Origin of the sequence: Glaciimonas immobilis, assembly GCF_011947285.1 — a bacterium.
Lineage (GTDB): Bacteria > Pseudomonadota > Gammaproteobacteria > Burkholderiales > Burkholderiaceae_D > Glaciimonas > Glaciimonas immobilis.
This window is the reverse complement of record NZ_JAAOZT010000009.1, coordinates 195324-218259: the sequence shown is the minus strand read 5'-3', so window position 1 is coordinate 218259 and position 22936 is coordinate 195324. Positions and strand designations below refer to the sequence as shown.

The following is a 22936-nucleotide window of genomic DNA, read 5'->3' as shown; positions in this document are numbered from 1 at the left end:
CAGCACGATATTGCCATTTACCAACATGCGGTGGTGAGCACTCACGCTCAAATCGGTTGCATAGTGTCCGAGTTTAAATTTGAGACAGCGGCACTCACCGCTTCCGCCACATGGAATAAATCGGAGAGCGATACGGGATTAACTGTCCGCCAAAAAAACCTAAAGGAATTTTTACCATAAATATTCTAAAGTGTCTGCTACATATTTGACGCAAACGCTGTCTTAAAAAAAATATTAATGTTGTACGCGTGCAAGGATCGCGTTTAACCTTACCTCCACGAAAACTTCACATTTGGTGTGAGGTCCTTTAACCATTCAAGGAATTATCATCAAAAAAATCATCGTTTCGACCGCCGTAGCGGCTGCCCTCACAGGTTGGGCTTTTCCAATTTTGGCTCGCGAAGCCGTGGCGCTTCCGGGCGTGGTCGGAACGGAGGGGATATTAAATGGTGTGGATACCAGTGGCGCAGGGACCTTGAGCGTCGGCACCCAGAATATTAATACGAACAATGATCTGGGTGGCGCCATCACTAGCAGTGCTGCCGATACCGGTATTGTCAAGTTCAGTGGCAGTTCTACGGTCTCCGGATTTACCGGTACGGTAGGGTCTGAGTTCCTTCGTATAGACGCTGGCGCTACCGGCAATGTGGTTAACTTTAACGGTTCTGTTTTTTCCAGAACATTTAATGTCACCGGGACAGGTATCGTTAATTTTAATGGTGATGTCCGGGCAGCACCTTTGTTTGCCGCTGATGGCTTTATTAATTTAGGTGTGGGGCGAACGTTGACGGGGGCAATTACGACCTCCGCCGCAAATACCGGAACTCTGACGCTTAACAGCGGCAGCAACGTGGTGGGAGCCATTGGCGGTGCAAGCGGTATCAAGCAAATCAATGTGATCGGTGGCAATGCGTCCATTACTGGCGCAGTCCAAACGCTGGGTATAAATCTCGGTGCCAATACTTTGAGCATTACTGGTCAATTGACGACTAACGCCGGCGGTACCATTTCTACTACTCTCGCCAGTGATTCAGTCTACGGTAAAGTTATAACCGACAATTCGCAAGTGAATGCCGCCGGGATCACCGTAACGCCGACTGTGACCGGCGTCCTGACTAAAGGAACCAATTTTAAGATTATTAGTGCGCCTGCCGGAACCATCGCTGCTCCTGTATTCGTGGTAAACAACAATCCGCGGTATCAGTTTAGTGGCGTACCAACGACTACCGGAGACGTAAACCTGTTACTAACGGCAACGCCGTTGGCAGCATTTGCGGTTAATTCCGGCGCGGTGTCGGTCTCGCCAATATTGGATACCAATGCTGCGGGAGGAACCGACCTTTTAGCTGTTCAGAACGCGATTGCCATTCTGGCGGATGCGAAGTCGATTAACAATGCATTGGCACAACTTGCCCCTGGGACTGCAAATCTTGCAGCACCACTGGCAGCGGCACAAACCGCACAAATTTTTGAAGATTTGTGGATGGCTCGAATGGATCAAATTCAAAACGTATGCTCCACAGACTTTCGCCCCGTTGAGACAAGTCTCCAAAAATGTCGAAGACCAGATCAGCAAGGTAGCTGGTGGGGAAAGGGTTTTGCTAGTGCAGGCAGCCAAGATAATTTGGGTAATACAACTGGATACGGTGTCAGAGCCTATGGCGCGATGCTAGCTTATGACTTACCCTTGAACGATCAGACTCGCGTCGGTTTTGGAGGCGGATACGCCAACACCACCGTTGATGGAAACAATTCCACCGGCCGCACGAAAATCGACTCTTATCAGTTAACGGCGTACTTAGATCATGTCGTAGGACCGGTATTTGTTCAAGGTTCTCTGATGGTCGGCGTGAATAAGTATGACGGTTCACGACCCATTGGTTTTTCGGGAATCAATCGTACGGCGACTGCCGACTTTTATGGACAACAATATACGGCTCTGATTGCCACTGGAAAGCATTTTGTCTTTAATCAGACAGTCATTACGCCGATCGCATCTGTGGAATTGTCACACATTGCAGTCGCCAGCTATCAGGAAAGCGGTGCCGGGGACGTTAACTTGCATATTAACAGTCAAAACTACACCTTCGTCCAATCGGGTTTAGGCGTTAAGGCAGAACAGGTCATGCAGTCTGGTAGCCGGACTTTCTCACCGGAGGTTCACGTTAAATGGTTGCATGATTTTAATGCGACGACGATGCATCAGGATGCGGCGTTTACCGGCGGTGGCGGGGTATTTTCTGCGAATGGGGTAAAGCAGGATCGCGATCTATTCAACGTGGGCGCAGGCATCACATTGTTGACTTGTAATTGCGACCACGAAGCATGGACCGTCAAAGGTCTTTATGACTATAAATGGAACCACAGCAATTATTCAGCAAATCAAATATCGCTTATCGCTAATCTAAAGTTTTAATATTGCCGACAGCCGATAATCGGTGACCCGGCATTGAAACCGTCTGTAAAAGGAAAAATTGCAGAATGCAGGCGGCACTCGACACGCACATCGCATTGGCGACCATACGCATTGCGCCAATGCGCTGAAACAAACCTTCCGAGAACGTTAAGTAACGCCCGATGAAGATTGCGCGTCCGAGCACGAGGAAGCAACCTAAAATAACCTCAGGGCCACCAGTTTTGACGTCGTACGAGAAAACAAAAACTGTACCAAGATAAGAGGCTACTAACGCAGCACACTCTGTCCGGGAGACTTTTTTCTTTGAGAACCAGATCAGCAAAACGAATGACGGCGTGAGAAATAAAATCAGCCTCTCAAGCCCCGCCGAAATAGTTTGCAGGCCAAGAAAATCAAGGAAGCTCGATAGATAATATGCCAAGCGCAAAAATCTGCCAACGGTCACTCCACGCTAAAGGCTGAGCGACCTTAGCTTTCCAGTAAGCTATCGCAAAGAAAAATGGTAGCGCAAAAATCGTCCAAAATGCCGTCAACGTCACTGCATCAACTTGATAGCGGTAAATCATTTTTGCGACGATCGCTTTAGCCGAAAACAGGATGGCGGCAACCATGGCAATTCTTAGGCCGTTCAAAAATGCCTGCCTCGTTAGCCGATACAAAGAGGCCGCATTCATAGGCTCATCAAATCTGGTTTGTCTTCAACTTGCGCGTGCCACACACTTCTCATTTCGCTCCTTGGTAACCTTGCCAGATATTGGTCCGGACGGGCTGTCATCGCCCGTGGCGCGACCCCACGCTCGTGGCTCCGAAAGGCAGCGGCCGCAACTACAGCAAGCGGCTTCCGTTGGGGACGGTTAACGCGAAACCAGTCAGCACTACCTGGCCATTGTCGTCAACCACGCCAGTAACGAGTACCTCGGATTTCACGCCAGCAATGCGTTTTACTTCGAAATTACATACGCACAATACCTGTCGCCCAACCAGGTCGCCGGGCGTGTAATGATGGGTAATCTGTGCGCTGGAAGTGCGTACCCCGAACGGACCGAGATCTACGCTAAGGACGTAAGCGGGCTTGCGGGCTCGCGCATTCGACTCGGCACTGAGGATCGTGCCGACCCGCAGTTCTACCCGCTCGAAGTCGGGCCATTCAATAGTTGGCATTGTTAATCCTTCACATTGTTTTGGATTACCCCCGCAACCACGTGGGAAGCAGCGGCTGGACGCGTTAAGTACACGAGGCGTACGTAACAGGCCAGAATAAAAAAGAATTCCAGCAGAAAGAAAGTGATACTTGCGATGTTCAATCCGAGTTGGTCGCTAAGCCACCCGAGACCGATAATTGGCAAAGCGCTGGCGAGGTATCCAAAGATATAGTAGCGCACCGTTGCCGTCGCTGACCGATCAGAAGGGACGGCCGTGTTCAGTGCGGCGAGGCTACTGGATGTGGTCATTCCGTGACCGAGGCCAAGAACGCCCGTACAGATAATGAACGCCGGGCCATTGCCGACGTAGATAAGGATGGCGGCGCACATGCTACCAATCGCCAACAGCGCGAGGCCGATGTATTCCACCAGGCGCACGGAGACGTGGCGGACCAGAGCTTGCCCCATAGCCGCAGCGGCGAGCAGGATCGTAACAGCCAGAACGGCCAGCGGATGCGTGGTGGCCAGGTCTCGTTGCAGTAGACTCGGTACCAGCGACAAGTAGTACCCATTGAGAGCGAAGGCGCAACACAGGGTAGCCGTCGATAGGATGACGCGTCGTGAATTCGATACCGTCTCCGGGACCGGGAACTGGCGAAGATGCATCAGGCTTCTCGTCGGGCGTAACATACTCATTAGCAAAAGGCTAATCGTTGGGAACGGCAGGTATAACCAAAAAGCACTGTGTGCAGGGTCAGGCAGCCAAAGAATTGCCACCTCAGCTAGTAAGGGACCACATGCGAGACCAGTGGCCAAGCCTACGGAAGCACATATTGCGGCGGAGGTGGCTGGTAGCGAAGCGCGCATCATGGTCGTTAGCGTTGCCGTACAAAGTCCCACGCTGATACCCGACAATACCCGCGCGATGCCGACACTGATCGCGGTTTCCGCTAGAAGGAAGAAGAGAGCCGCCACAAGCGATACCAGCACCGCCACGATGGTCACGGCGCGGTGACCCCACCGGCGCGCTGCCACATCTGAAACCAGTAACGAGACTATCACCCCAGCGACATATGCGGCGAAAATGATCGCGATCGATTGATCGCTAAGATTAAACTGCTGACGGTATAGCTCGAAAATCGGCGTCGTCAGGGTACTACCCATAGTAAGGCTGACAAAGGTAATAATCAGGCTCGTTAACCTCACTCGCGACGATATTACGTCAGAATTAGCGATCCTCCACGAATACATACACTCCTTTGCATTGTCACGGACGGGCGTCACCCCGTAATGGCGAGGGTTGGAAGGTCGATTGACATCGGAAGCCCGGTATGCTCGGTAAGTGAGTCATACGGATGCGATACGTGCCCCGGCATCACGGGCTTTCTTGTGAAAAAAATGAGCATATCTCTTGTAGAGCGACGCGTTTTATCCTCGGCTATCACCGGGGACAGGCTATGCTTCCTCTCGTGATCGACCACCAGCAACGTGTCGAGAAAACTGCGGTGTTGCGATTGCCCCAAAATCAGGCCTGGATCAGTCCGATCCCAGCTGATCGCGTTCTTTTCTCGCATGTCATGGACGGACGTAATGGCGCTGTCATTTGCCATGTTGTCACTACCCAGAAAGGTGGTCATCGTATGGTCCACGCCATCGCTGTGCACACCCTCTAGGGCAGGCTCTCCTCTCAGATGGCGCGTCGTGATCGTCCGCAGATTGAACACGGTGCATATCCAATTGTTTGTGCTGTAGTCCAGCTTTGGCCGATGCGTAATCTCAACGTCTCGGACCATCAGGGACTTGAACGCCAGGAGCGCCTGAAAGGCGGAGTTTAACTGGAGGTCGTTCCCCACCTCTTCGAATCTCCGTGCCTTGCCGGAATCATGCCTGACGAAATCCTCCTCTACAGAAAGAACGAAAGGCTGGGAATCAAGGCGACAGGCGCGGAATCTATCGAAATCGATACAAAATCGTCCACTCCTGGACTCACGGAACGATAACGTCGGGTCTTTTGCCAACTGGTCACTTACTCGTTGCAACCCGAGCAGGCCTGTCTCGGTGGCCCCAAGAGTGACGAGTAGGTCGATCATGTTCTCGCTTTGGATGAACACCATACGATCATTGATGTATTGCCTTTTGATCTGCGCAATCTTATGAATTATATCGCTCGCTGTACAAATTTTATTTTTCAACGTTCACCCTTCAAATAAGTAAAGCGTCTCTACCCGATGCTGTATCACGGGCAGCATCTGACATAGCAACGGATAAATTGCTGATAAAAAAATGATCGATTTTAAAGCGCGTTGCGGCTGCCAAAAAATCCGCAAGCGATAAGGACTACATCGCATTAGTTACAGTAGGTACGAATGCACACATCTACACTGACCATGAGCCGGATGCATCTAGCGCTCGTTCGGCGCATCAAGGAGTCATTAAGCATCTATCGAACAGACCAACATGCTGCGCGCTGAAGACCGTCAATTCCGCAACAAAAATGTTTAAATACAACTGACAAATATTGCAAAATATTTTCAGCCGTGGCGCAACAGAATGTTAAACAAATTATAAACGCAGCATTACCATAAATACATGCGCGCCTTTAAAGTTAGGTGTTTTACTTAGGCGAAGAAGAATAAAAAAGACAGCCAACAATAAATTTTTCACCTCATTTTTCTATATAAACGTAATAGTCTAAATGTTGATCGAATCGCGAAAATTCATGTTGAATTTTGATGATTGATAAAGCCTCTGCTAATATCAAGAACAAATAATGAGGGGATTTTTTCCTCTGAGATCGGATTAGCAAGACTAAATAAGTATTAGCAGAAGTGTCGGGCGGAATTGAAAAGGCACCGCCTTATAAATCTTAAAAATTTGCACGCTATCGCACATTTAACCTGTAACAAAAATTAAGGGCTGCGATTTCGCGATGCTAATATCCCTGCGCCGACACACATACAAAGCCCCACCACATAGCTGATATAAAAAATTTCGTTCAAAAACAAAACTAGCCATAAACAGGCCAGTATTGGCGTTAAAAAAACTAGCGGTGCAATGCGTGATGTCTGCTCCAGTTGTAACGCACGTAGCCACCAAAAGTAAGACAGTCCGTTAACAATGGTACCGTTGAGCACCAGTCCTAACCATGCATTGCCGGATGCTGGAAATTTGATGCCGGAAGAGGCGAGTAATCCGATCAGGGAAAACAACGTTGCCCAGATAAAATATAAAAATGTGGCGACCAGCGTGTGGCAGCGTATTTTTTTAGATAGCAAAGAAAACAGCGCGAACGCCAGGGAACCGATGAATACAATACCCAGAATGGGAAGATTTTTAATCTCAAATGTCGAAAAATCGCCCTTGGTGGCAACCACGAGCGTTCCGATAAAGCCTAGTAAGGCAGAGGCTATGATTGTAGAAGTAATTTTTTCCCGAAGAATCAAGGGCGCAAGCAACACGATCAACACCGGCCACAAATACTGTATGACTAAAACAGTAACGCCATCGGCTTTGGAGTAGCCATAGTACAAGCATAAATAATATAGAAAGCAGCCTAGAAAAGCAGGCAAAATAGTGGCCAGCAAGCTGCTTTTTAACTGCAAAAAAATACCCTGTATTTTGATGCGCCACGCGATGAGTACGCAGCCTATCATCATGGCAGAAAGTGCATTTGATAAAAATAAAAATTGAAGTGGCGTGATATCTGCTGTCGTTACTTTTGAAATAACGGGGATAAAACTCCACGCTACAACACAGGACAATGCCAACAAAATGGCTTTATTAGGCATCATTGCTCATGCCTCTCGTTTGCGAAAATACAGGAGCAGATTAAGATTCGTTGCAAACATCTCGACTAATACATAGCCGTTTTGACTAGCCATCTGATGTAGATGTTGATGCCGATAGGCTGCCGAACGAAAATCCGACCGCGTAAAACAATGCGCTATATCGGTCTCGATAAAATCGAGGTTCGCGATACCACAATTTGCGTAATAGTTTGCGCGCACGATGGATGCCTGTGATGAACACTGCCAGCTAGAAATGACTACATCAATATTTGCTTCGGCGTAGACAGAAAATATGGTGTCGAGTGAAGTAAAATTACCAATAAGGTTGAACGGAAGTAAGCAGAGCGTTTGGCGAAGCTTAAGTTGAGTGCGAATGTGATTGATGTTTAAAACATCGTCATTGATAAACGTAGCGTGCTTATACATATTCGGGAGCGTAGCGCTTTCCAGCAATTCGTCAATGACCGTTTTTCTTGCATCCATACCGATGTAATCAATTTTGTGTAACCGTGCAATATCGTAGTTTCGCGCTAAATCACAACCCATTTCTAACAAAATGTTATATTTTCTTTGCTGCAATACCATGGACACAAAGGCCGACTCCGTGCGCAGTAGCGATATAACGCCATCGTTGAAATTTTTGGCGGACATGATTTCACCGCCATCGGTGCTATGATAAAAGTTAAGATTGTTGGACATATTTGCTCCTCGCGCCTATATACAAAACAAAACAAAAACTATTCGATGGATACATAAAAAGGAGTTTCGTACAAACTGGGCAAAAGACCTATGTTACTTATCGCCTTCGATTCTGCGTAACTGTCGCTCCGACTACCTTGTTCATCGGGTGTATGGTCCAGATAGATCTACCGCGGCATTGAAATCTTCAGGCTCATCAGTCTCAGTTGATGCAGCCACGGTTTCTCTAACGCCTCAGAACGTCAAGTAAATTATAAACGCAGCATTACCCAAAATGCGCGTGCGTATGCCAAGTTAGGTGTTTTACTTAAGCGACGGAAATAAACACGAACATCGAAAAAATAAATGCGTCATTCCCGCTTTTCTCGTGGGGTCGTCCGACTTCAATGCTGATCGTATCGGTAAATTTCCGAAAAATCTCTGTGACATACGACGTGCTCACTAGCTTGAAAAAGCTATCTGAAGCGATCTAGGTTAATCAACAAATCCATGTTCCTGTGGCGCTCAATCGTAGTAGATTCCTAATCCCCGCGCGATAAATGCTAACAATTCAGGTAAGATAGCTAGTCTGCCATTTCCAGATTTTCCAATCATGAGCGATTCCGATTTTGACAATCCTCTTTTGTGTGAATGGAATAATATTTATGGTATTCCACCGTTCAATCAAATTAAACCTGAGCATTTTCGCTCTGCGTTTAACACTGTTTTACCGTCTCATTTAGTGGAGATAAATACAATTGCGTCTGACCAGCTTCCCGCTAATTTTTGTAACACCATTGAGTTGTTTGAAGCCTCCGGACGATTAAGTCACCAACTTCTGGCACTATTTGACAACTTAACAGTGAGCAATGCCTCCTCTGAAATGCAGGTGATCGCGCTCGAATTTGCGCCTGTGATCGCTTCTTATAAGAATGCGATTTATACGCATTCGGGACTATTCGCGAAAATTGAGTTCATCTATCACCGAAGGGCGGACTTGGTCCTGACAGGCGAACAATTAAGACTTTTAGAGCGCGTTCATTTGGATTTTGTCCGTGCCGGATCTCGTTTGTCTGTATCTGAACGAGAGCGGATTGGCGAAATCAAAGAAGAATTATCAGAGCTGTACATCCAGTTTTCTCAAAATGTTTTGGCCGACGAATCGAGCTTTGCGCTCGCCCTCGATTCGAGCGAAGATCTGGCAGGACTGCCACACTTCTTGCAAATGTCTACCCAAGCAGCGGCAAAACAGCGCCACCTGACTTCCACGCGTCATATCGTCACACTCTCCGATTCTCTGGCGGTGCCGTTTTTATCGTCTTCGCCACGTCGCGATTTACGTGAAAAAATTTGGCGAGCTCGAACGTTACGCGGTGCGCATACAGGAGTATCTGACAATCGCCCCATTGTTTCACTGATAGTGGCGCTGCGACAAGAAGAAGCGCAGTTACAAGGGTTCCCAAATTATGCAGACTATCAAATGGTAGATCGCATGGCCGGTAGCGCGAATGCGGCAATGACTTTATTAAACCAAGTCTGGATATCTGCTTTAGCAAAAATGGAAACGGATCGATTCTCGCTTACAGAAATGGCACGTGCACTTGGAGAACCGCTTCCCATAGCTGCGTGGGATTGGCTTTATTTATCCGAAAAGCTACAACAAACAAGCTATCCAGATACGAAAACTGATCTGCGAGAATATCTTGCGTTGGAAAACATGATTGACGCCATGTTCTACTGCGCAGGCCTCTTATTTAATATTAAATTTGTTGAGCGCACCAATACGCCTCTTCACGATGACGATGCGCGTCTATGGGAAGTTCACGACCACGTGGGGCATTTATCAGGAATCTTGATAGGTGATAACTTTGCGCGTGCGAACAAACATAGCGGGGCGTGGATGAGTAGTCTCCGGCGTCAATCCGCCTACGCCGAGGACACACTTCCAATTGCAATTATTTATACAAATTTTGTTAAGGCGGACCCGACCCTTATAAGTTTTGATGAGGTGCGCACGCTATTCCACGAATTTGGTCACGCACTTCACGGCCTCTTATCAAACGTAAAATACGAACGATTGTCCGGTACTCAGGTTCCCATTGACTATGTCGAATTGCCGTCACAACTTTTTGAAAACTGGGCAAATGATCAATGTTTACTGAAACGTTTTGCGCGCCACTATCAAACTGGCGAGTCTATCCCAGACGAATTTCTGGCTAATTTGACCCGCTCAGGAGAATTTGGAAAATCATGGGCCGCAGTGACTTATCTCAGTTCGGCAATGGTGGATATTGCGCTGCACATGCTACCGAACGGCACGCCCGTTGACACCGCGGATTTTGAGATTAAGCAGACCCAATTTTTCGGAATACCTGAAGATATTGGACAGCGCCATTACCTGTCTCATTTCCAACATCTGTTCAGCAGCTCGCAATATGCCGCTGGTTATTATGCATACTTATGGGCCGAAGTACTCGACGCCGATGGATTTAGTGCATTTATCGAAGTCGGCGATCCATTTGATGCGTCGATTGCCAAACGTTTATTCCAATTTGTTTATTCTGTAGGTAACTCTATAGATCCCGCCGAAGGATATCGCAAATTTCGTGGTCGAGATGCCACCGTTGAAGCGATGTTGAGAAGAAGAGGGTTATTGAAATAATCGTAAGCGTCTTCCCAAAGCCCTCTTGACGAATTCCGGCAACGGAATTCAATTGGCAAGAATTAGCGGGTTATCGCCATCGTAGATGTGAAGTCCCACGGCAGGAAGTCATGTACCTGATTGACCGGATGGTTGGCGATATGGGTGAGAACGTGGCGTAGCCACGCTTCAGGATCAATACCGTTTAATTTCGCTGTGCCGATCAGTGAATAAACAGCGGCAGCGCGCTCCCCACCGCTGTCGGCACCCGCGAAGAGATAATTACGACGTCCGATAGCGACGCCACGCAAGGAGCGCTCCGCTGCGGAATTATCGATTTCAATGCAGCCATCGTCACAATAACGTTTCAGCGCTGGCCATAGATTGAGGCTATACATGATGGCCGCAGTCGTGTCTGACTTGCGCGATAGCCGCAGAAGCGTCGCCCGTAACCAGAATTCGAAGTCATCGATAAGCGCCAGCGATTGTGCTTGTCGGGCTGCGCGACGTTGGTCCGGTGGCTGGCCACGAATGGCAGCTTCAATCACATACAGTTCGCCGATCCGGCGCAACGCTTCAGTGGTGAGCGCAGATGGTCGGTGTTTGTCAAAGGAGTTGGTAAGATTTGAGAGTTAAATCGCTTCTATTTCCAGTTTGTTTTCCGGCAGTAAGTCACGGTCCGGATTGAGACTTACCTGACTAATCCAGGTCCAATCTCGCGTGGCACCTTGCCAGCGCTGCGGACGTTTCGCTTTGGCGATTTCATATACCGCTTTTCGTTGTGCCAGAATGGCCTGATCTTGTCCCTGATGGCGTTGAGCTGGTGTCACAAACTGAATGCCGCTATGACGATGTTCACGGCTGTACCAGTGAATAAATCGTTGCACCCAGCGTTGTGCCTGATCCAAACTGGCAAAGCCAGCCTGTGGCCACTGCGGCCAATATTTCAGGGTACGAAAGAGCGATTCGCTGAACGGGTTATCGTTTGAAACCCGCGGCCGGCTATGGGAAGGACTGACTTTCAGCTCTTCCATTTTCGCTTTCAAGGTGTAACTTTTCATCGGTGCACCGTTATCGGAATGCAGCACCAGCGGCGTCATGCTGCAGCGTTGTCCGGTCACGGACCGTTGCAGGAGTTCTGCTGCCAACTCTCCCGTTTCTTCTTCGTGCACTTCCCAGCCCACAGGGTAACGGCTGAAGATATCTTCAATTAAATACAGTTTGTAAAACTGGCCTTTGGTTTGTGCCGGTAAAAAAGTGATGTCCCATGACCAGACCTGATTCGGGGCCGTAGCATGATGCGTGGTCGGTTTATTGATCTTGCGCGGTGCGGCGGCACGACCGCGTGGAAATACCAACGCATTGGCTTTCAGGATCCGGTACATGGTCGATTTCGACGCCAGATAGCGGCGTTCGTCGGCCAAGATCGGTACAATCTGACTCGGTGGCAGGCTGCCAAAGCGCTCACTATTGCACACGGCGATGACTTCCTTGCGTTCGGTGTCGCTAAGTTTATTGGCGGGCTCAGGGCGTTTAGCAAGGGGACGCGCATCGTCAACGACCTGGCCTTCCTGTTGCCACCGGTACCAGTCATTGACCGAAATATGCGCCACGTCACAGGCCCTGTATAAACGTGCACCTGCTTCACAGGCAACCCGTATCGGTTCAATGATGTGTAGGCGTTGCGCCAACGACATCATTCGTCCTCGCCTTCGTCCCACAGGGCGCGCAGCTTTTTTTGCAGCACCAGTAACGCGGCAGCTTCTGCCAGGGCCCTATTTTTACGGTCTACTTCCCGTTGTAATTCTTTGATTTTTTTCTGATACGACAGGGTCGTCTTGTGTTGCGCGGCTTGTCCCGCGTCATGACCGTCTTGCACCGATACCGCAAGGTCCCGCCATGTTTTAACTTGTTCCGGGTAGAGACCTTTACCGCGGCAATATTCAGCCAGTTCGGCCTCATTCATGCTGGCCGTTTCTACGATGATGGCGAACCTGGTTTGGGCAGTCCAGTTCATGCTGGTGCGGTCGGGGGTGGGCACTGGGCGTCCTTGTTGACGTAATTTTATACGCCAGTTATACAGTGTGGCTTCTGAGACGCCTTCCTGTTTCGCCATGTTGGCAATGGAAGGGGCATCGGGAGACAACATTTTAAGCAAAATCGCTTGTTTACGCTCATCGGGGACATGGTGCATGTGCTTTTCCTGCCGCCAGTTGGGATGTGAAATGCCTAAATCGGCAACTTACCAACTATTGTGACACAGAGGGCAATCATCCTTCTCAAAATAGCTTCCTTGCGTTCTGCTGAATAACGTTTCACTTCACGACTTTGCTCCGCCCCCGATACGGTTAATGAAAATTAAATGACGCGACATCTATGCTGACACAGGGGGTTATAGCGCCAAACTATCCTCTGAGAACACGGTCATTGCCGACTGGCTGGTATGTTTGACGAGCAATCAGCGTAATTGGGGGTTCGGTTTGTGCTTTCTGTATCTACGCAACGTCAAAGGCTTCAAATGGAACCATAAGCGTGTCTACCGGATTTACCGGTCTCTGGAGCTGAATCTGCGCATCAAGCCGTGCCAGCGGATCGTGCGCGACGTGCCGCTGGCATTGGCAGTGCCCACCAAGATCAATGACATGTGGTCAATGGACTTCATGCATGACCAACTTGCTGATGGACGCAGTATTCGGTTATTTAACGTCATTGATGACTTCAACCGTGAAGGGTTATGTATTGAAGTCGATTTCTCGTTGCCTTCGAAACGGGTGATCCGGGCACTTGATCAAGTCATCGAGTGGCGCGGCAAGCCCAGGGCCATCCGCTGTGATAACGGGCCGGAATATATCAGTGCCGTCACATCGGCGTGGGCCGCCAAGCGGGGCATCAGCATCAAGTTCATCCAGCCTGGCAATCTGCAGCAAAACGCGTATGTCGAACGTTATAACAGGACCGTACGCTATGATTGGCTGGCCCATCATCTGTTTGATTCGATTGATGAGGTACAAAATTTTGCTACCAGCTGGCTATGGACTTACAATCATGATCGGCCTCATATGGGCCTGGGCGGCATCACACCAAAACAGAAACTGGCCTTGGCCGCTTAACCTCTACTTTTAGCGCATCTTAAAAATGGGGGGATTACCCCAGTTTACGCAGGTGTGGCGATGTTTACAAGCCTGATGAGGGCCGATTCGTGCGTTCCGGACGCCGCCAGTCGATCCCTTCCAATAGCATCGACAACTGCGCTTGCGAGAGCGACACCGATCCTTCAGTTGCCTGCGGCCAGATGAAGCGGCCGCGTTCGAGGCGCTTGGCCAGCAGGCACAGGCCATCGCCGGTCCACCACAACATTTTAAGGAGATCTCCACGCCGTCCACGGAAGACGAAGATATGACCACTGAACGGATCGTCAGTCAATGCCGTCTGCACCCTGGCTGTCAGGCCATTGAAACCACAGCGCATATCGGTCACGCCCGCCGCCAGCCAGATACGTGTGCCTGCCGGCAGGCCGATCATGCGAGCAACCGTTCCATAACAAGGGCAAGCATGGCCGAATCGACGAGGCCTTCGAGCCGCAGTCGGGCTTTGCCTACTTCCAGAATGACAACGCCGTTGGCAACAGCGGGGCTGGCAGAAAGCGGCTGCACACTGACAGGCATCGGATCGCTGAGTCTGACCGGAACTAACTTAACCTGCTGGTCCAAGGCAATATCATAGGCACCCGCGCGAAATAATTTGCGCCACGCAAAAACCTGATTGGCATTGACGTTATGGGCACGCGACACCCGCGATACCGAGGTCTCAGCGGCGAAGGATTGCGCGACGACCATGCGTTTGAAATCAATCGAGTGCTGGCGATAGGCACTGCGCTTTACCCGAATATCCGACTCAACAATATTTGTGTCCATAATTTAAAATTTGTGGGCACAATCAATTTATGCCTTCCAATCCAGTCATGCGGACATTCTGCATTGAGGTACAGAGGGTGGAGGGAGAACGCTTACAAATAATCAGACAAATATCATTTTTGAATCTGAGAATCGGTTTTACTTAGTATCGCCATTTACATTTTTGAAGTAGATAGATACTACCTTCGCGCCTAGGGAAAATTGAATTGAAACCTATCATTCCGGCTAATGAAATACTCGCCGCGCAAATCTTGGCTACATCTGGCATCGCCACCGGTCGCATCCATTTACAATCGTCAGTCATTTTAGAGACGAAGCTTTTTCCGAAAACAGAATGGCTGCAACCACAGCAATTCCTAACGCCGTCAGAAAATCCTAGCGCGTTAGCGGATATTAAGAGGTTGCGCCCATAGATTCGTCAAATTTTAGTTGTCTTCGATTGCAGGCAACATGAAGTTTTATTTTGCATTAATTACGTGCCTCGCCCGATGCTGCTCCAGGTGGGCTGTCATCGCCCGCCGTGCTATCCCACGCTCATCGCCTAACATGAACATGCGTACACCATTCTGATAAGAAGTATCATAATCATCCAGGGTACGAGGCAAAGCGCAAAAATGCTTTCCCGAGCGCTGCGCAGCTTGCCGTACGCTTGATAACGCAGCTTTAACACGCGGATGACGCGTCTGCCAGGGTAGTCCAAGCGACTGAGACAAGTCTGCTGCACCTTCTAATAAAATATCGATACCCTCAATTGCAGCAATTGCATTTGCCTGGGCCACACCCACTTGGTCTTCAATCATAGCAACTACTAACGTCCGCCGATTTGCCTCGTTCATCGCTTCTAGCATGCCATAACGACCGTAATGGCTATGCCATGTGCTGTTTAAACCGCGTTCACCTAACGGAAAAAAATGGCACAATTTTACTGCTGCTTTGGCATCCCGGACCGAGGCAATACGAGGAAATATAATACCCTCCGCACCGGCATCCAGTGCTTGAAAGACTTGGTGCATGGCAGCAATTTTAACTAACGCAGGAATTCCACTTGCCCGTGCGGCTAACAACATAAAACAGAGTTGTTCTGGACCTATCAATGTATGTTCCAAATCAATCGTGACGAAATCGTACCCAGCGGCGGAAATCAACTCTACGCTTAGCGCCGCAGGCGTGGCACATGACAAGCCATAAATTAGACGATCCTGATTTTTAAGTTTCAGCAATTTCTCTTTTAGACGCATATTCGCCCTATTGTGAACATCGATTTCATTGGGCCGACCATTTAGCAAATTTGATACTTAGGAAATAATATGGCTTAAAATTTTCCGTATTTGAAAAGAACTTTTTTACCAAATCACTTATAACGGTGCGGCAAATGCATTTATCCTAATTTGAGTTTGAGTTCCCGTAACCTTGTCGGATCGACTTCATTCGGAGCGTTCATCATTAAATCTTGACCCTGCTGATTTAACGGAAAGCAAATCACTTCTCGGATGTTTGGTTCATCTGCCAATTGCATAATAATTCGATCAACACCCGGAGCGCACCCGCCATGCGGTGGCGCGCCAAATTTTAACGCTGACAACATCCCACCGAATTTAGCCTCCAACTCTTCCTGCGCATACCCCGCTATCTCAAACGCTTTGTACATGATATCTGGCAAGTGATTTCTGATCGCCCCCGATGACAGTTCAATTCCGTTGCAAACCAAATCAAACTGAGAGGCTTTTATCTTTAACGGATCTTCGTCAAGTAAAGCTTTCATTCCACCTTTCGGCATCGAAAATGGATTGTGGCAAAAATCAATTTTTCCGTCGTCGTCCAGCTCGTACATTGGGAAATCAGTAATCCAACAAAACTCAAAAGAAGTGCCGGTAATTAAATTCAAATCTTCGGCTATTTTTGTGCGCAAGGAACCGCTAATTTTTGAAATATCTCCGATAGGGCCACAGAGAAAAAATATTCCGACCCCTTCCGCGGTACCAGTCTCGATCGCCAGATCAGCGAACGCTGTCTTGGAAATAAATTTACTTAGGGGACCTTTCAACGAGTCATTGGTCATCAGGACATAAGCCAATCCCCCACCGCCTGCAGTGACCACCCAATCGTTTAATACATCAAACCATCTGCGGCCCATGTCGCCCAAACCTGCGACCTTAATCGACCTTACAACTTCGCCTTGTGCGATTTTTTCTCTAAATAACGGAAAAGCGATATCATTGCGAAGAAAAAAAACAGTCTGATCTTCAATAATCAAAGGGTTTCTAAGATCGGGTTTATCGCTTCCATAACGAAGGACCGAATCATCATATGAGATTCTTCGAAAAGGGAATGGAGAAACCATTTTACCCTTACTGAATTCTTGGTATATACCCGAAATCACGGGTTCGACGACCGACAGGATGTCCTGTTCGGTGACAAAACTCATTTCCAAATCCAGTTGATAAAATTCGCCAGGCGATCGGTCAGCTCTTGATGCCTCATCCCTAAAACAAGGTGCAATTTGAAAATATTTATCAAATCCAGCAATCATCAACAATTGCTTGAACTGCTGCGGGGCTTGCGGCAATGCGTAAAATTTCCCCGGATGCAGTCTACTCGGAACCAAAAAATCTCTAGCTCCTTCTGGTGAACTCGCTGTCAAAATTGGGGTTTGAAATTCAATAAATCCAATTTCAGACATTCTGCGGCGGAGGGACGCAATGACCTCACCCCGCAATAAAATGTTTTTTCGAACATGTTCTCTACGCAAGTCTAAAAAGCGGTACTTAAGTCGAAGCTCTTCACTCGGTTCGGAAGCCGAGTTGACTGAAAACGGTAAGGAATCCGATTTACTCAAGATTTGGATTTCACTTATCTTTATTTCAATCGCTCCTGTCGGCAATGTCAAATTCATGGCTGAAGCATCCCGGTCCACGACGATTCCACTAATACAACAAACGCTCTCGAGAGAAAGCCCTTGTGCTAATTCGAAGGAGCAATCTCCTCTATTAAGTACACACTGGATAATCCCAAAGTTATCTCGGATATCCAAAAATACGACCTGTCCATGATCTCGTTTTCGATGAAGCCACCCGGAAATCCGAATGAACTTGTCTACGTCGAGCTTAGTTAGCTCTGCACAGTTATGCGTACGAAATTGATGCATTTATTAACTCCACAATCAAAATTTTAATCAAGTTTTTGATATTCAAATGCAGCTTCTCTGGCTGCGCTATACAAAAGTTCTTTGCACATCATCTGCCGCTATTAATATTTTCGCGTTCTTATCGTCCCGACTTTCAAATATTAAGTACTCCGCTAAGTAACCCTCAATAATTTCTTGTGATATCTGGCTGCGTTGCCCGCCGCTCGCACTGCGTCGCAACGGGCACTTTCCATTTTATCGGGCTAGGTTCGCCATTTATTCACAATAAATTCTCAAGGCTATTTAGTCCAACTGCATGTCGATGCCTTGGAGCCCAGATTTATTTTGATGAATATTAAGCTGATCAATCATCGGACGCGAAGGGGTATCCTGCAACCACAATCGAAGTAAATAGCGAAAATTTTCAGGGTCGGTTGATTCAGTAAAATCTAGACGTGAATGCATAACTTCAAAATTATTTATATAGATCATTTCCCCAGGTTCAAGTTGTATCGAGATACATAATTCTTCCGACCGAATGACTGATAAAAGGTAACGAACTGCCTCACGCTCTACATCGGTCATTACGTCCCCCCGGGCTTTCGCTAACAATTCGACGCTACTGACATTCATCCAACAGCTTCTCAACCCGTATTTTTCAGAAAAAATGGGCACCGGTTCGGAAGTAAAATCTTCTTGATCAGGACGTTGCTCTCCCGCCAAGTGAACGCGAAAACCTCGGTAGAAAATGGGTAAGTAATTTGGGCGAGTTTTCTCAATAATTTCCCAAACTTTTAATGAACTTACCAATGTATTTTCACCGCCGCTTACGGCCTTTCGTATACAGCACAGGCTCAATACCTCAATCGGATCATTATGAAGCGGTAATGGCCCTGCTCTATGCCCCCCTCTCCCGTCACCAGCCCTTACAAAGTTTTCTCCAACTAAATCACCGAACCGGCTTTGGGAGACCGGTTGCCCGAAATATGAACTTAATCCAACATACATACGTTTGATGTCATCAATTGAAAAGGTACTTACAGGCAATCCTCGAATAATAACAAAACCTATTTTTTCTTTTAGAGCGTATCTGGTAGACCTCATTAACTCCTCTAATAATGGCTCATGAAAATGGTGGGGCTTGATGTCTTCTAAGCGCAGCCCTTTTTGTTTTGTTTTTTCCATTAATTCGATAATTATGATTAGGTGTTCGTCAGAAAGTTGAATCGTTACTGGCTCTTTTGTCACGTCGGCCGCCGACCAGCCTTTTTTTTCGACCTTATTTAACCATTCATTTTCTAGGGTATCTACAGCCTCTGAACCCAACATAAGCAACCTCTGAGAATGCAAAAAATATCGTCATAGCGATGGCGAGTGATTACGATCTATTCACCCTACTTAACAGAACATACTTCACAGGAAGCGTTCTTTTCGAATACAAGGCTTTCCCACGTCATTGAATTAATGTCGAGGACTTGTAAGCGACCGGCAATAGTTGTCCCAAAATCGCCCAAGAGCTTAATAGCCTCCGCCGCTTGCATCGAACCAATGACACCCGTAAGTGGCGAGAATACTCCCATCACTGAGCACCGCATGTCAGCTACATTTAGATTTGTGTCATAAAGGCAGAAATAGCAAGGTGTAGCAGAATTTCTGAAGTCGAATGTACATAAATGGCCTTCCAAATAAATCGCAGCTCCCGTGATCAGCGGGATGCGATTTTTTACGCAAACTGCATTTACCTCATAACGAGTCTTAAAATTGTCACTGCAATCCAGTACCACATCGCTTCGTCTAACCATTTTTTCTAACTCATCCCCCGCAAGAATTCGAGGTATCGCGTTAACAATGACTTCAGGGTTTATTGCGTTTAGCCGAATTTTTATAGACTCTACTTTTTGCATACCCAATGTAAATGTGTCATGCGCAATTTGTCGCTGGAGATTAGTGATATCAACTATATCTGGATCGTAAATGGAAATAGTTCCGACTCCTGCGGAGGCTAAATAAATTGCCGCCGGACAGCCTAAACCTCCCGCTCCAATAACGAGCGCGTGGCTATCTAAAAGGCGCTGTTGCCCATGGATACCTATCTCGTCCAAAAAAATATGGCGGCTGTAACGCAATAATTGACTATCGTTCATAAACGTTCTCAAATTCTTCCCACAGAAATATATAATCTTGCCTTTGTCCACTAAGAACATGTCAGCATAAAAACGACCAATATTCGGTCCGTCGATTTACCAAAATATAAATGGCAAGATTTTATGAATACCTGTTATATTTTTAAATGGCGAGCATTAGGATGTGCGACAAGGATGCACTTACAGTCACGTTATCCTCCTGCAATTGGGAGAAAAATAGCCACTCTGTTAGAAGGATAAATGCTGGCAGACGGCTTAGAAATTTTCCCGTTAATTGCCGCGCGAAGGGATTTCGCGTTCTCAAATTGATCCGCCCAATTGCCCCCTCGATCACCCAGCAGGCGAAACAAATCGCCAAGCGTAAGCGAGGCGTCGCCCATTAAAAATTCTTCTTCCTCAGTTTTAAGAACATTTTTTAGAAGTCCCATATACCTCACAGTCACGTAATGCAATCTGCTCATACCACTCCCAAGAAATCATTTGCCTACGTATTTGTCATAAAGCGCAGTAGCACGAGGACCAAGACGCGACAACCCCCCCGTTGGATGAGTTGTCTCAGCTCCCGGAATCAGAACGCGCACAACACTTACTCCTTCGAAAATAGGAAAATCAACTACGATAATCTCGGGTAATTCAGTTGCCTTCACCGCTCTTATGTACACACTCAAATCAGACTCACCACCAGAACGTGCATTCTTCCATGCTATGTCATTGAAGTTTATCGGGACGTCGCTGGGAGAAAGAAGCCAATCTGACATCGGCGGCACCGCTAAGCGAGACTTTGTCTGTTTCTCATGATAGTCCTCACGCGCGCCTTGCAGACTTGTAGCCCTCGCTTGCGCAACCTCAAGGATCGCGCCAATAATTGCAAATTCCGGATTCAAATGCATTGCGTAACCTGCCCCACCTAACAAGTTCCCGGGAGCCATTTCTTCGATCGCACATGCGCCGAACACAGGGATGTGGAAGTCATTTGGCAAAGCCTTCACTGAAAACTGCATTCCAATATCTTCAAACTTTCGTATCAGATCTCTTGGTGTTTTAGGTAGCGTCGCGATATTTACGGAAACTGCTTTGTTGGGATCATTGAGAAAATTTTTGGCGATAGGGTCGGTATTTATTTCAAATAGACGCGCGATATCTTCAAGTATGCCCGCGCCAAAGCAGGCTGAGCTAAGCTCAATACATGAGACGACGTCCCTCTCCATTACTTCTCGAAGAGCATGCTCGATTGCGTTCTTTCGGCTAAAAGCAGCTGCTAAACCGTTGCTGGTCACACACGAAAAAGGTGATATCGGCGCCTGAATCGCACGAAAGCCAGAAAATGCCAAGTCTGCAGGAACAAAAACCCCTCTTTCACTTATTAAAGATGTTCCAAGAATCCAAGCCATTGGTATCGTTTGGTTATATAGATTATTTGGTGGCTCTGTAAAATGACTTGGCGAGACAAACTCTACCCCTTCGCTTACAAGTTCAGTTTCTGATTTTATGGCTACCCTTTCCATATTCCATAACGGTCCAGTGCGCTCCAAACATTCCATAATGGAGGAGATAATGGAATGGGAGTCAGATAAACCTTTCCCGCTATAAACCGAAATTGCATCGCCTCGGCCTGGCAAGACACAAGAGTGCGTCGGAATTCCTAGGCGATCCAACCCCGTAATATCTGCCAACCGAGTAATGCCAAAACTGGACAAGCGTGAGATTAAATACCCCGCTTTAAATTCATCGCTCGTGATTTCACGCAGCGAAATCATATCAGGCAAATTATTCATGCTTGTGCCTCACAGAATCGCTTCACTTTTTGTAGGCATTCAATTGCATCGATTTTTTTGATGTCATATTTTGATGAAAATATCTCGCCCACTAACCTTTCATCTAGACCTAATGATAAGCCCAACCTTTTAATTTCTTGCTCAGTACGGTCTTCAAAGAAAATCTCTCGACATCCACCCAAAAATTTCTGAGCAGAATTTACCGATAGAAAATATCTCGAAGTCATTAAAGAAAGAGCATATCGAATATTTATCAACGGCACGGTTAAAGGCAGAAATGTTTCGGGATGCAAAATAGAAAGTAATTCGTCATCATGCTTAACTCGCCCGCTAAGATATTCCTCATATACCCAGCCTGACGCTTTGAAGCCATAATCCCGCAGTTCGACTCCCCTCAATGCTCCCAAACTAGCAGCGCCGAACAAGTGAACTCCAGATGCCATAACGTCGAGTAATTCTTGGGGTGAGGGAGGCGCACCGAAGATCATTTCGCCGTCAATTAATACGACGACGGTATGTGAATCTAAACAAAATTTACGAAAATCTCCTCTTTTAGCAGGAGGTATGAAATTAGCCTTGAGATAGTTCTGAGCTTCGACAAAGTCAAATGAGGGCCCTAAAAATACTGTGATTTTTTGATCTGTACGCATTATTTTATCCAACACAAAATATTTGAAATATCTTATTTTAAATCGCTTTTAAAATAAAACCCCTCGGAAATGACGGATGACCTTTCGTCTCTTCAGTACTATTTACTGAGAACCCGTTCTTATTTTTTCAACTCTCTTAGCTCCTGACGATATGACGATCTTCTATAATTAAGGACTAGCAGCTTTCGAACTATGCAATCTATTGCCGGCCGATATATGGCTAAAGAACTGTGAATGACAGCACCTCCGAATGGAACCGTGGAAGTCGCCTGTGGTTCAATATATTTATCTTCCAGGCTCCAGGCGGTCTCAGTAAAATTACCGGTTTTATGTGGGAAATAGTTTTCAAAAGGCATTAAAGTATATTGGTTCACTGTAGTAGCCGTGTGACCTTCGACAATCGGGATGCATATAGATAAAGCGAGGTCGTCAAAGTGACTTTTATTGGTTGCATGGTCCTGACACCACCGGCCTTCGTTGATTAATGCATCGGTCCGATTCAGGTACTTAACGTGTATGGAAATCGATGCCGTGCCAAGCAACGTTTCAACTATCGCAATCAGTTCAGCGGCCCTCGCAAAATCATAAAGATCTTCTGATACCAAGTCCAAGCCCGAGACCGCTATAACCTCACCCTGCCTATCCAATCGGATATCGCATTCGA

19 protein-coding genes and 2 pseudogenes are annotated in these 22936 nt (G+C 47.3%); 3 read left to right on the top strand and 18 right to left on the bottom strand.

What is annotated here, in order from left to right:
• The first annotated feature begins 391 nt into the window (after window positions 1-391).
• The gene (locus HAV38_RS15310; protein ID WP_168056245.1) at window positions 392-2416 is read left to right on the top strand and encodes an autotransporter family protein; all 2025 of its coding nucleotides are present in this window, start codon (window positions 392-394) and stop codon (window positions 2414-2416) included.
• Here HAV38_RS15310 and HAV38_RS15305 read toward each other — a convergent pair.
• The 7 genes from HAV38_RS15305 to HAV38_RS15275 all read right to left on the bottom strand — a co-directional run bounded on the left by HAV38_RS15305 (window position 2400) and on the right by HAV38_RS15275 (window position 8045).
• The gene (locus HAV38_RS15305) at window positions 2400-2837 is read right to left on the bottom strand and encodes a hypothetical protein (RefSeq protein WP_168056244.1); all 438 of its coding nucleotides are present in this window, start codon (window positions 2835-2837) and stop codon (window positions 2400-2402) included. The genes HAV38_RS15310 and HAV38_RS15305 overlap by 17 nt on opposite strands.
• The gene (locus HAV38_RS15300) at window positions 2809-3027 is read right to left on the bottom strand and encodes a hypothetical protein (RefSeq protein WP_168056243.1); all 219 of its coding nucleotides are present in this window, start codon (window positions 3025-3027) and stop codon (window positions 2809-2811) included. Before HAV38_RS15300 ends, HAV38_RS15305 begins: the two co-directional genes overlap by 29 nt.
• A 214-nt stretch (window positions 3028-3241) precedes the next feature.
• A complete protein-coding gene (locus tag HAV38_RS15295) occupies window positions 3242-3577 on the bottom strand; it encodes a tRNA-binding protein (RefSeq protein WP_168056242.1) in 336 nt (111 codons plus the stop codon).
• Between the two features lie 2 nt (window positions 3578-3579).
• A complete protein-coding gene (locus tag HAV38_RS15290) occupies window positions 3580-4809 on the bottom strand; it encodes an MFS transporter (RefSeq protein ID WP_260326395.1) in 1230 nt (409 codons plus the stop codon).
• 29 nt (window positions 4810-4838) lie between these two features.
• The gene (locus HAV38_RS15285; protein ID WP_209216756.1) at window positions 4839-5750 is read right to left on the bottom strand and encodes a 2OG-Fe dioxygenase family protein; all 912 of its coding nucleotides are present in this window, start codon (window positions 5748-5750) and stop codon (window positions 4839-4841) included.
• A 717-nt stretch (window positions 5751-6467) separates the two neighbouring features.
• The gene (locus HAV38_RS15280) at window positions 6468-7349 is read right to left on the bottom strand and encodes a DMT family transporter (RefSeq protein WP_168056240.1); all 882 of its coding nucleotides are present in this window, start codon (window positions 7347-7349) and stop codon (window positions 6468-6470) included.
• A 3-nt stretch (window positions 7350-7352) separates the two neighbouring features.
• A complete protein-coding gene (locus HAV38_RS15275; protein ID WP_168056239.1) occupies window positions 7353-8045 on the bottom strand; it encodes a hypothetical protein in 693 nt (230 codons plus the stop codon).
• Between the two features lie 592 nt (window positions 8046-8637).
• Here HAV38_RS15275 and HAV38_RS15270 point away from each other — a divergent pair.
• Window positions 8638-10686 carry a M3 family metallopeptidase gene (locus HAV38_RS15270; RefSeq protein WP_168056238.1) on the top strand — a complete coding sequence of 683 codons (2049 nt, stop codon included), beginning with the start codon at window positions 8638-8640 and terminating at the stop codon, window positions 10684-10686.
• Between the two features lie 62 nt (window positions 10687-10748).
• On the opposite strand, the pseudogene HAV38_RS15265 reads toward HAV38_RS15270, so the two are convergent.
• A pseudogene (locus tag HAV38_RS15265) lies at window positions 10749-11264 on the bottom strand (IS66 family transposase); the annotation flags it as partial.
• A gap of 33 nt (window positions 11265-11297) precedes the next feature.
• A protein-coding gene (locus tag HAV38_RS15260) for an IS3 family transposase (protein WP_375791666.1) occupies window positions 11298-12859 on the bottom strand; the annotation gives its coding sequence in 2 pieces (ribosomal slippage) (window positions 11298-12406 and window positions 12406-12859; 1563 coding nt in all).
• Window positions 12860-13058: 199 nt separating this feature from the next.
• On the opposite strand from HAV38_RS15260, the pseudogene HAV38_RS15255 reads away from it, so the two are divergent.
• Window positions 13059-13775 (top strand): annotated as a pseudogene (locus tag HAV38_RS15255) (IS3 family transposase); the annotation flags it as partial.
• A gap of 64 nt (window positions 13776-13839) precedes the next feature.
• Here HAV38_RS15255 and tnpB read toward each other — a convergent pair.
• From tnpB to HAV38_RS15210, 9 genes are all read right to left on the bottom strand, one after another.
• On the bottom strand, window positions 13840-14187 hold the full coding sequence (gene tnpB / locus HAV38_RS15250; protein ID WP_168056237.1) for an IS66 family insertion sequence element accessory protein TnpB: 348 nt from the start codon (window positions 14185-14187) through the stop codon (window positions 13840-13842).
• Window positions 14184-14579: an IS66-like element accessory protein TnpA gene (gene tnpA / locus HAV38_RS15245; RefSeq protein WP_168056236.1), complete on the bottom strand. Its 396-nt coding sequence runs from the start codon at window positions 14577-14579 to the stop codon at window positions 14184-14186. Before tnpA ends, tnpB begins: the two co-directional genes overlap by 4 nt.
• 458 nt (window positions 14580-15037) lie before the next feature.
• A complete protein-coding gene (locus HAV38_RS15240) occupies window positions 15038-15817 on the bottom strand; it encodes an HpcH/HpaI aldolase family protein (protein ID WP_168056235.1) in 780 nt (259 codons plus the stop codon).
• Window positions 15818-15957: 140 nt separating this feature from the next.
• Window positions 15958-17724, bottom strand: a complete 1767-nt coding sequence (gene aspS / locus HAV38_RS15235) for an aspartate--tRNA ligase (protein WP_168056234.1) — start codon at window positions 17722-17724, stop codon at window positions 15958-15960.
• Between the two features lie 282 nt (window positions 17725-18006).
• A complete protein-coding gene (locus tag HAV38_RS15230) occupies window positions 18007-19032 on the bottom strand; it encodes a TauD/TfdA family dioxygenase (RefSeq protein WP_168056233.1) in 1026 nt (341 codons plus the stop codon).
• A 65-nt stretch (window positions 19033-19097) separates the two neighbouring features.
• On the bottom strand, window positions 19098-19847 hold the full coding sequence (locus HAV38_RS15225; RefSeq protein WP_168056232.1) for a HesA/MoeB/ThiF family protein: 750 nt from the start codon (window positions 19845-19847) through the stop codon (window positions 19098-19100).
• A gap of 191 nt (window positions 19848-20038) precedes the next feature.
• Window positions 20039-20275, bottom strand: a complete 237-nt coding sequence (locus tag HAV38_RS15220) for a MoaD/ThiS family protein (protein ID WP_168056231.1) — start codon at window positions 20273-20275, stop codon at window positions 20039-20041.
• 48 nt (window positions 20276-20323) lie between these two features.
• On the bottom strand, window positions 20324-21622 hold the full coding sequence (locus tag HAV38_RS15215) for a YcaO-like family protein (protein WP_168056230.1): 1299 nt from the start codon (window positions 21620-21622) through the stop codon (window positions 20324-20326).
• Window positions 21619-22272: a TfuA-like protein gene (locus HAV38_RS15210; RefSeq protein WP_168056229.1), complete on the bottom strand. Its 654-nt coding sequence runs from the start codon at window positions 22270-22272 to the stop codon at window positions 21619-21621. Before HAV38_RS15210 ends, HAV38_RS15215 begins: the two co-directional genes overlap by 4 nt.
• Window positions 22273-22936 lie beyond the last annotated feature (664 nt).

Coding starts and splice junctions, on each gene's coding strand:
- HAV38_RS15290 (WP_260326395.1), bottom strand. CDS start 4,809: ATGTATTCGTGGAGGATCGCTAATTCTGACGTAATATCGTCGCGAGTG.
- HAV38_RS15215 (WP_168056230.1), bottom strand. CDS start 21,622: ATGAATAATTTGCCTGATATGATTTCGCTGCGTGAAATCACGAGCGAT.
- HAV38_RS15225 (WP_168056232.1), bottom strand. CDS start 19,847: ATGAACGATAGTCAATTATTGCGTTACAGCCGCCATATTTTTTTGGAC.
- HAV38_RS15220 (WP_168056231.1), bottom strand. CDS start 20,275: ATGGGACTTCTAAAAAATGTTCTTAAAACTGAGGAAGAAGAATTTTTA.
- HAV38_RS15230 (WP_168056233.1), bottom strand. CDS start 19,032: ATGTTGGGTTCAGAGGCTGTAGATACCCTAGAAAATGAATGGTTAAAT.
- HAV38_RS15270 (WP_168056238.1), top strand. CDS start 8,638: ATGAGCGATTCCGATTTTGACAATCCTCTTTTGTGTGAATGGAATAAT.
- aspS (WP_168056234.1), bottom strand. CDS start 17,724: ATGCATCAATTTCGTACGCATAACTGTGCAGAGCTAACTAAGCTCGAC.
- tnpA (WP_168056236.1), bottom strand. CDS start 14,579: ATGGACACAAATATTGTTGAGTCGGATATTCGGGTAAAGCGCAGTGCC.
- HAV38_RS15275 (WP_168056239.1), bottom strand. CDS start 8,045: ATGTCCAACAATCTTAACTTTTATCATAGCACCGATGGCGGTGAAATC.
- HAV38_RS15240 (WP_168056235.1), bottom strand. CDS start 15,817: ATGCGTCTAAAAGAGAAATTGCTGAAACTTAAAAATCAGGATCGTCTA.
- HAV38_RS15300 (WP_168056243.1), bottom strand. CDS start 3,027: ATGGTTGCCGCCATCCTGTTTTCGGCTAAAGCGATCGTCGCAAAAATG.
- tnpB (WP_168056237.1), bottom strand. CDS start 14,187: ATGATCGGCCTGCCGGCAGGCACACGTATCTGGCTGGCGGCGGGCGTG.
- HAV38_RS15210 (WP_168056229.1), bottom strand. CDS start 22,272: ATGCGTACAGATCAAAAAATCACAGTATTTTTAGGGCCCTCATTTGAC.
- HAV38_RS15295 (WP_168056242.1), bottom strand. CDS start 3,577: ATGCCAACTATTGAATGGCCCGACTTCGAGCGGGTAGAACTGCGGGTC.
- HAV38_RS15280 (WP_168056240.1), bottom strand. CDS start 7,349: ATGATGCCTAATAAAGCCATTTTGTTGGCATTGTCCTGTGTTGTAGCG.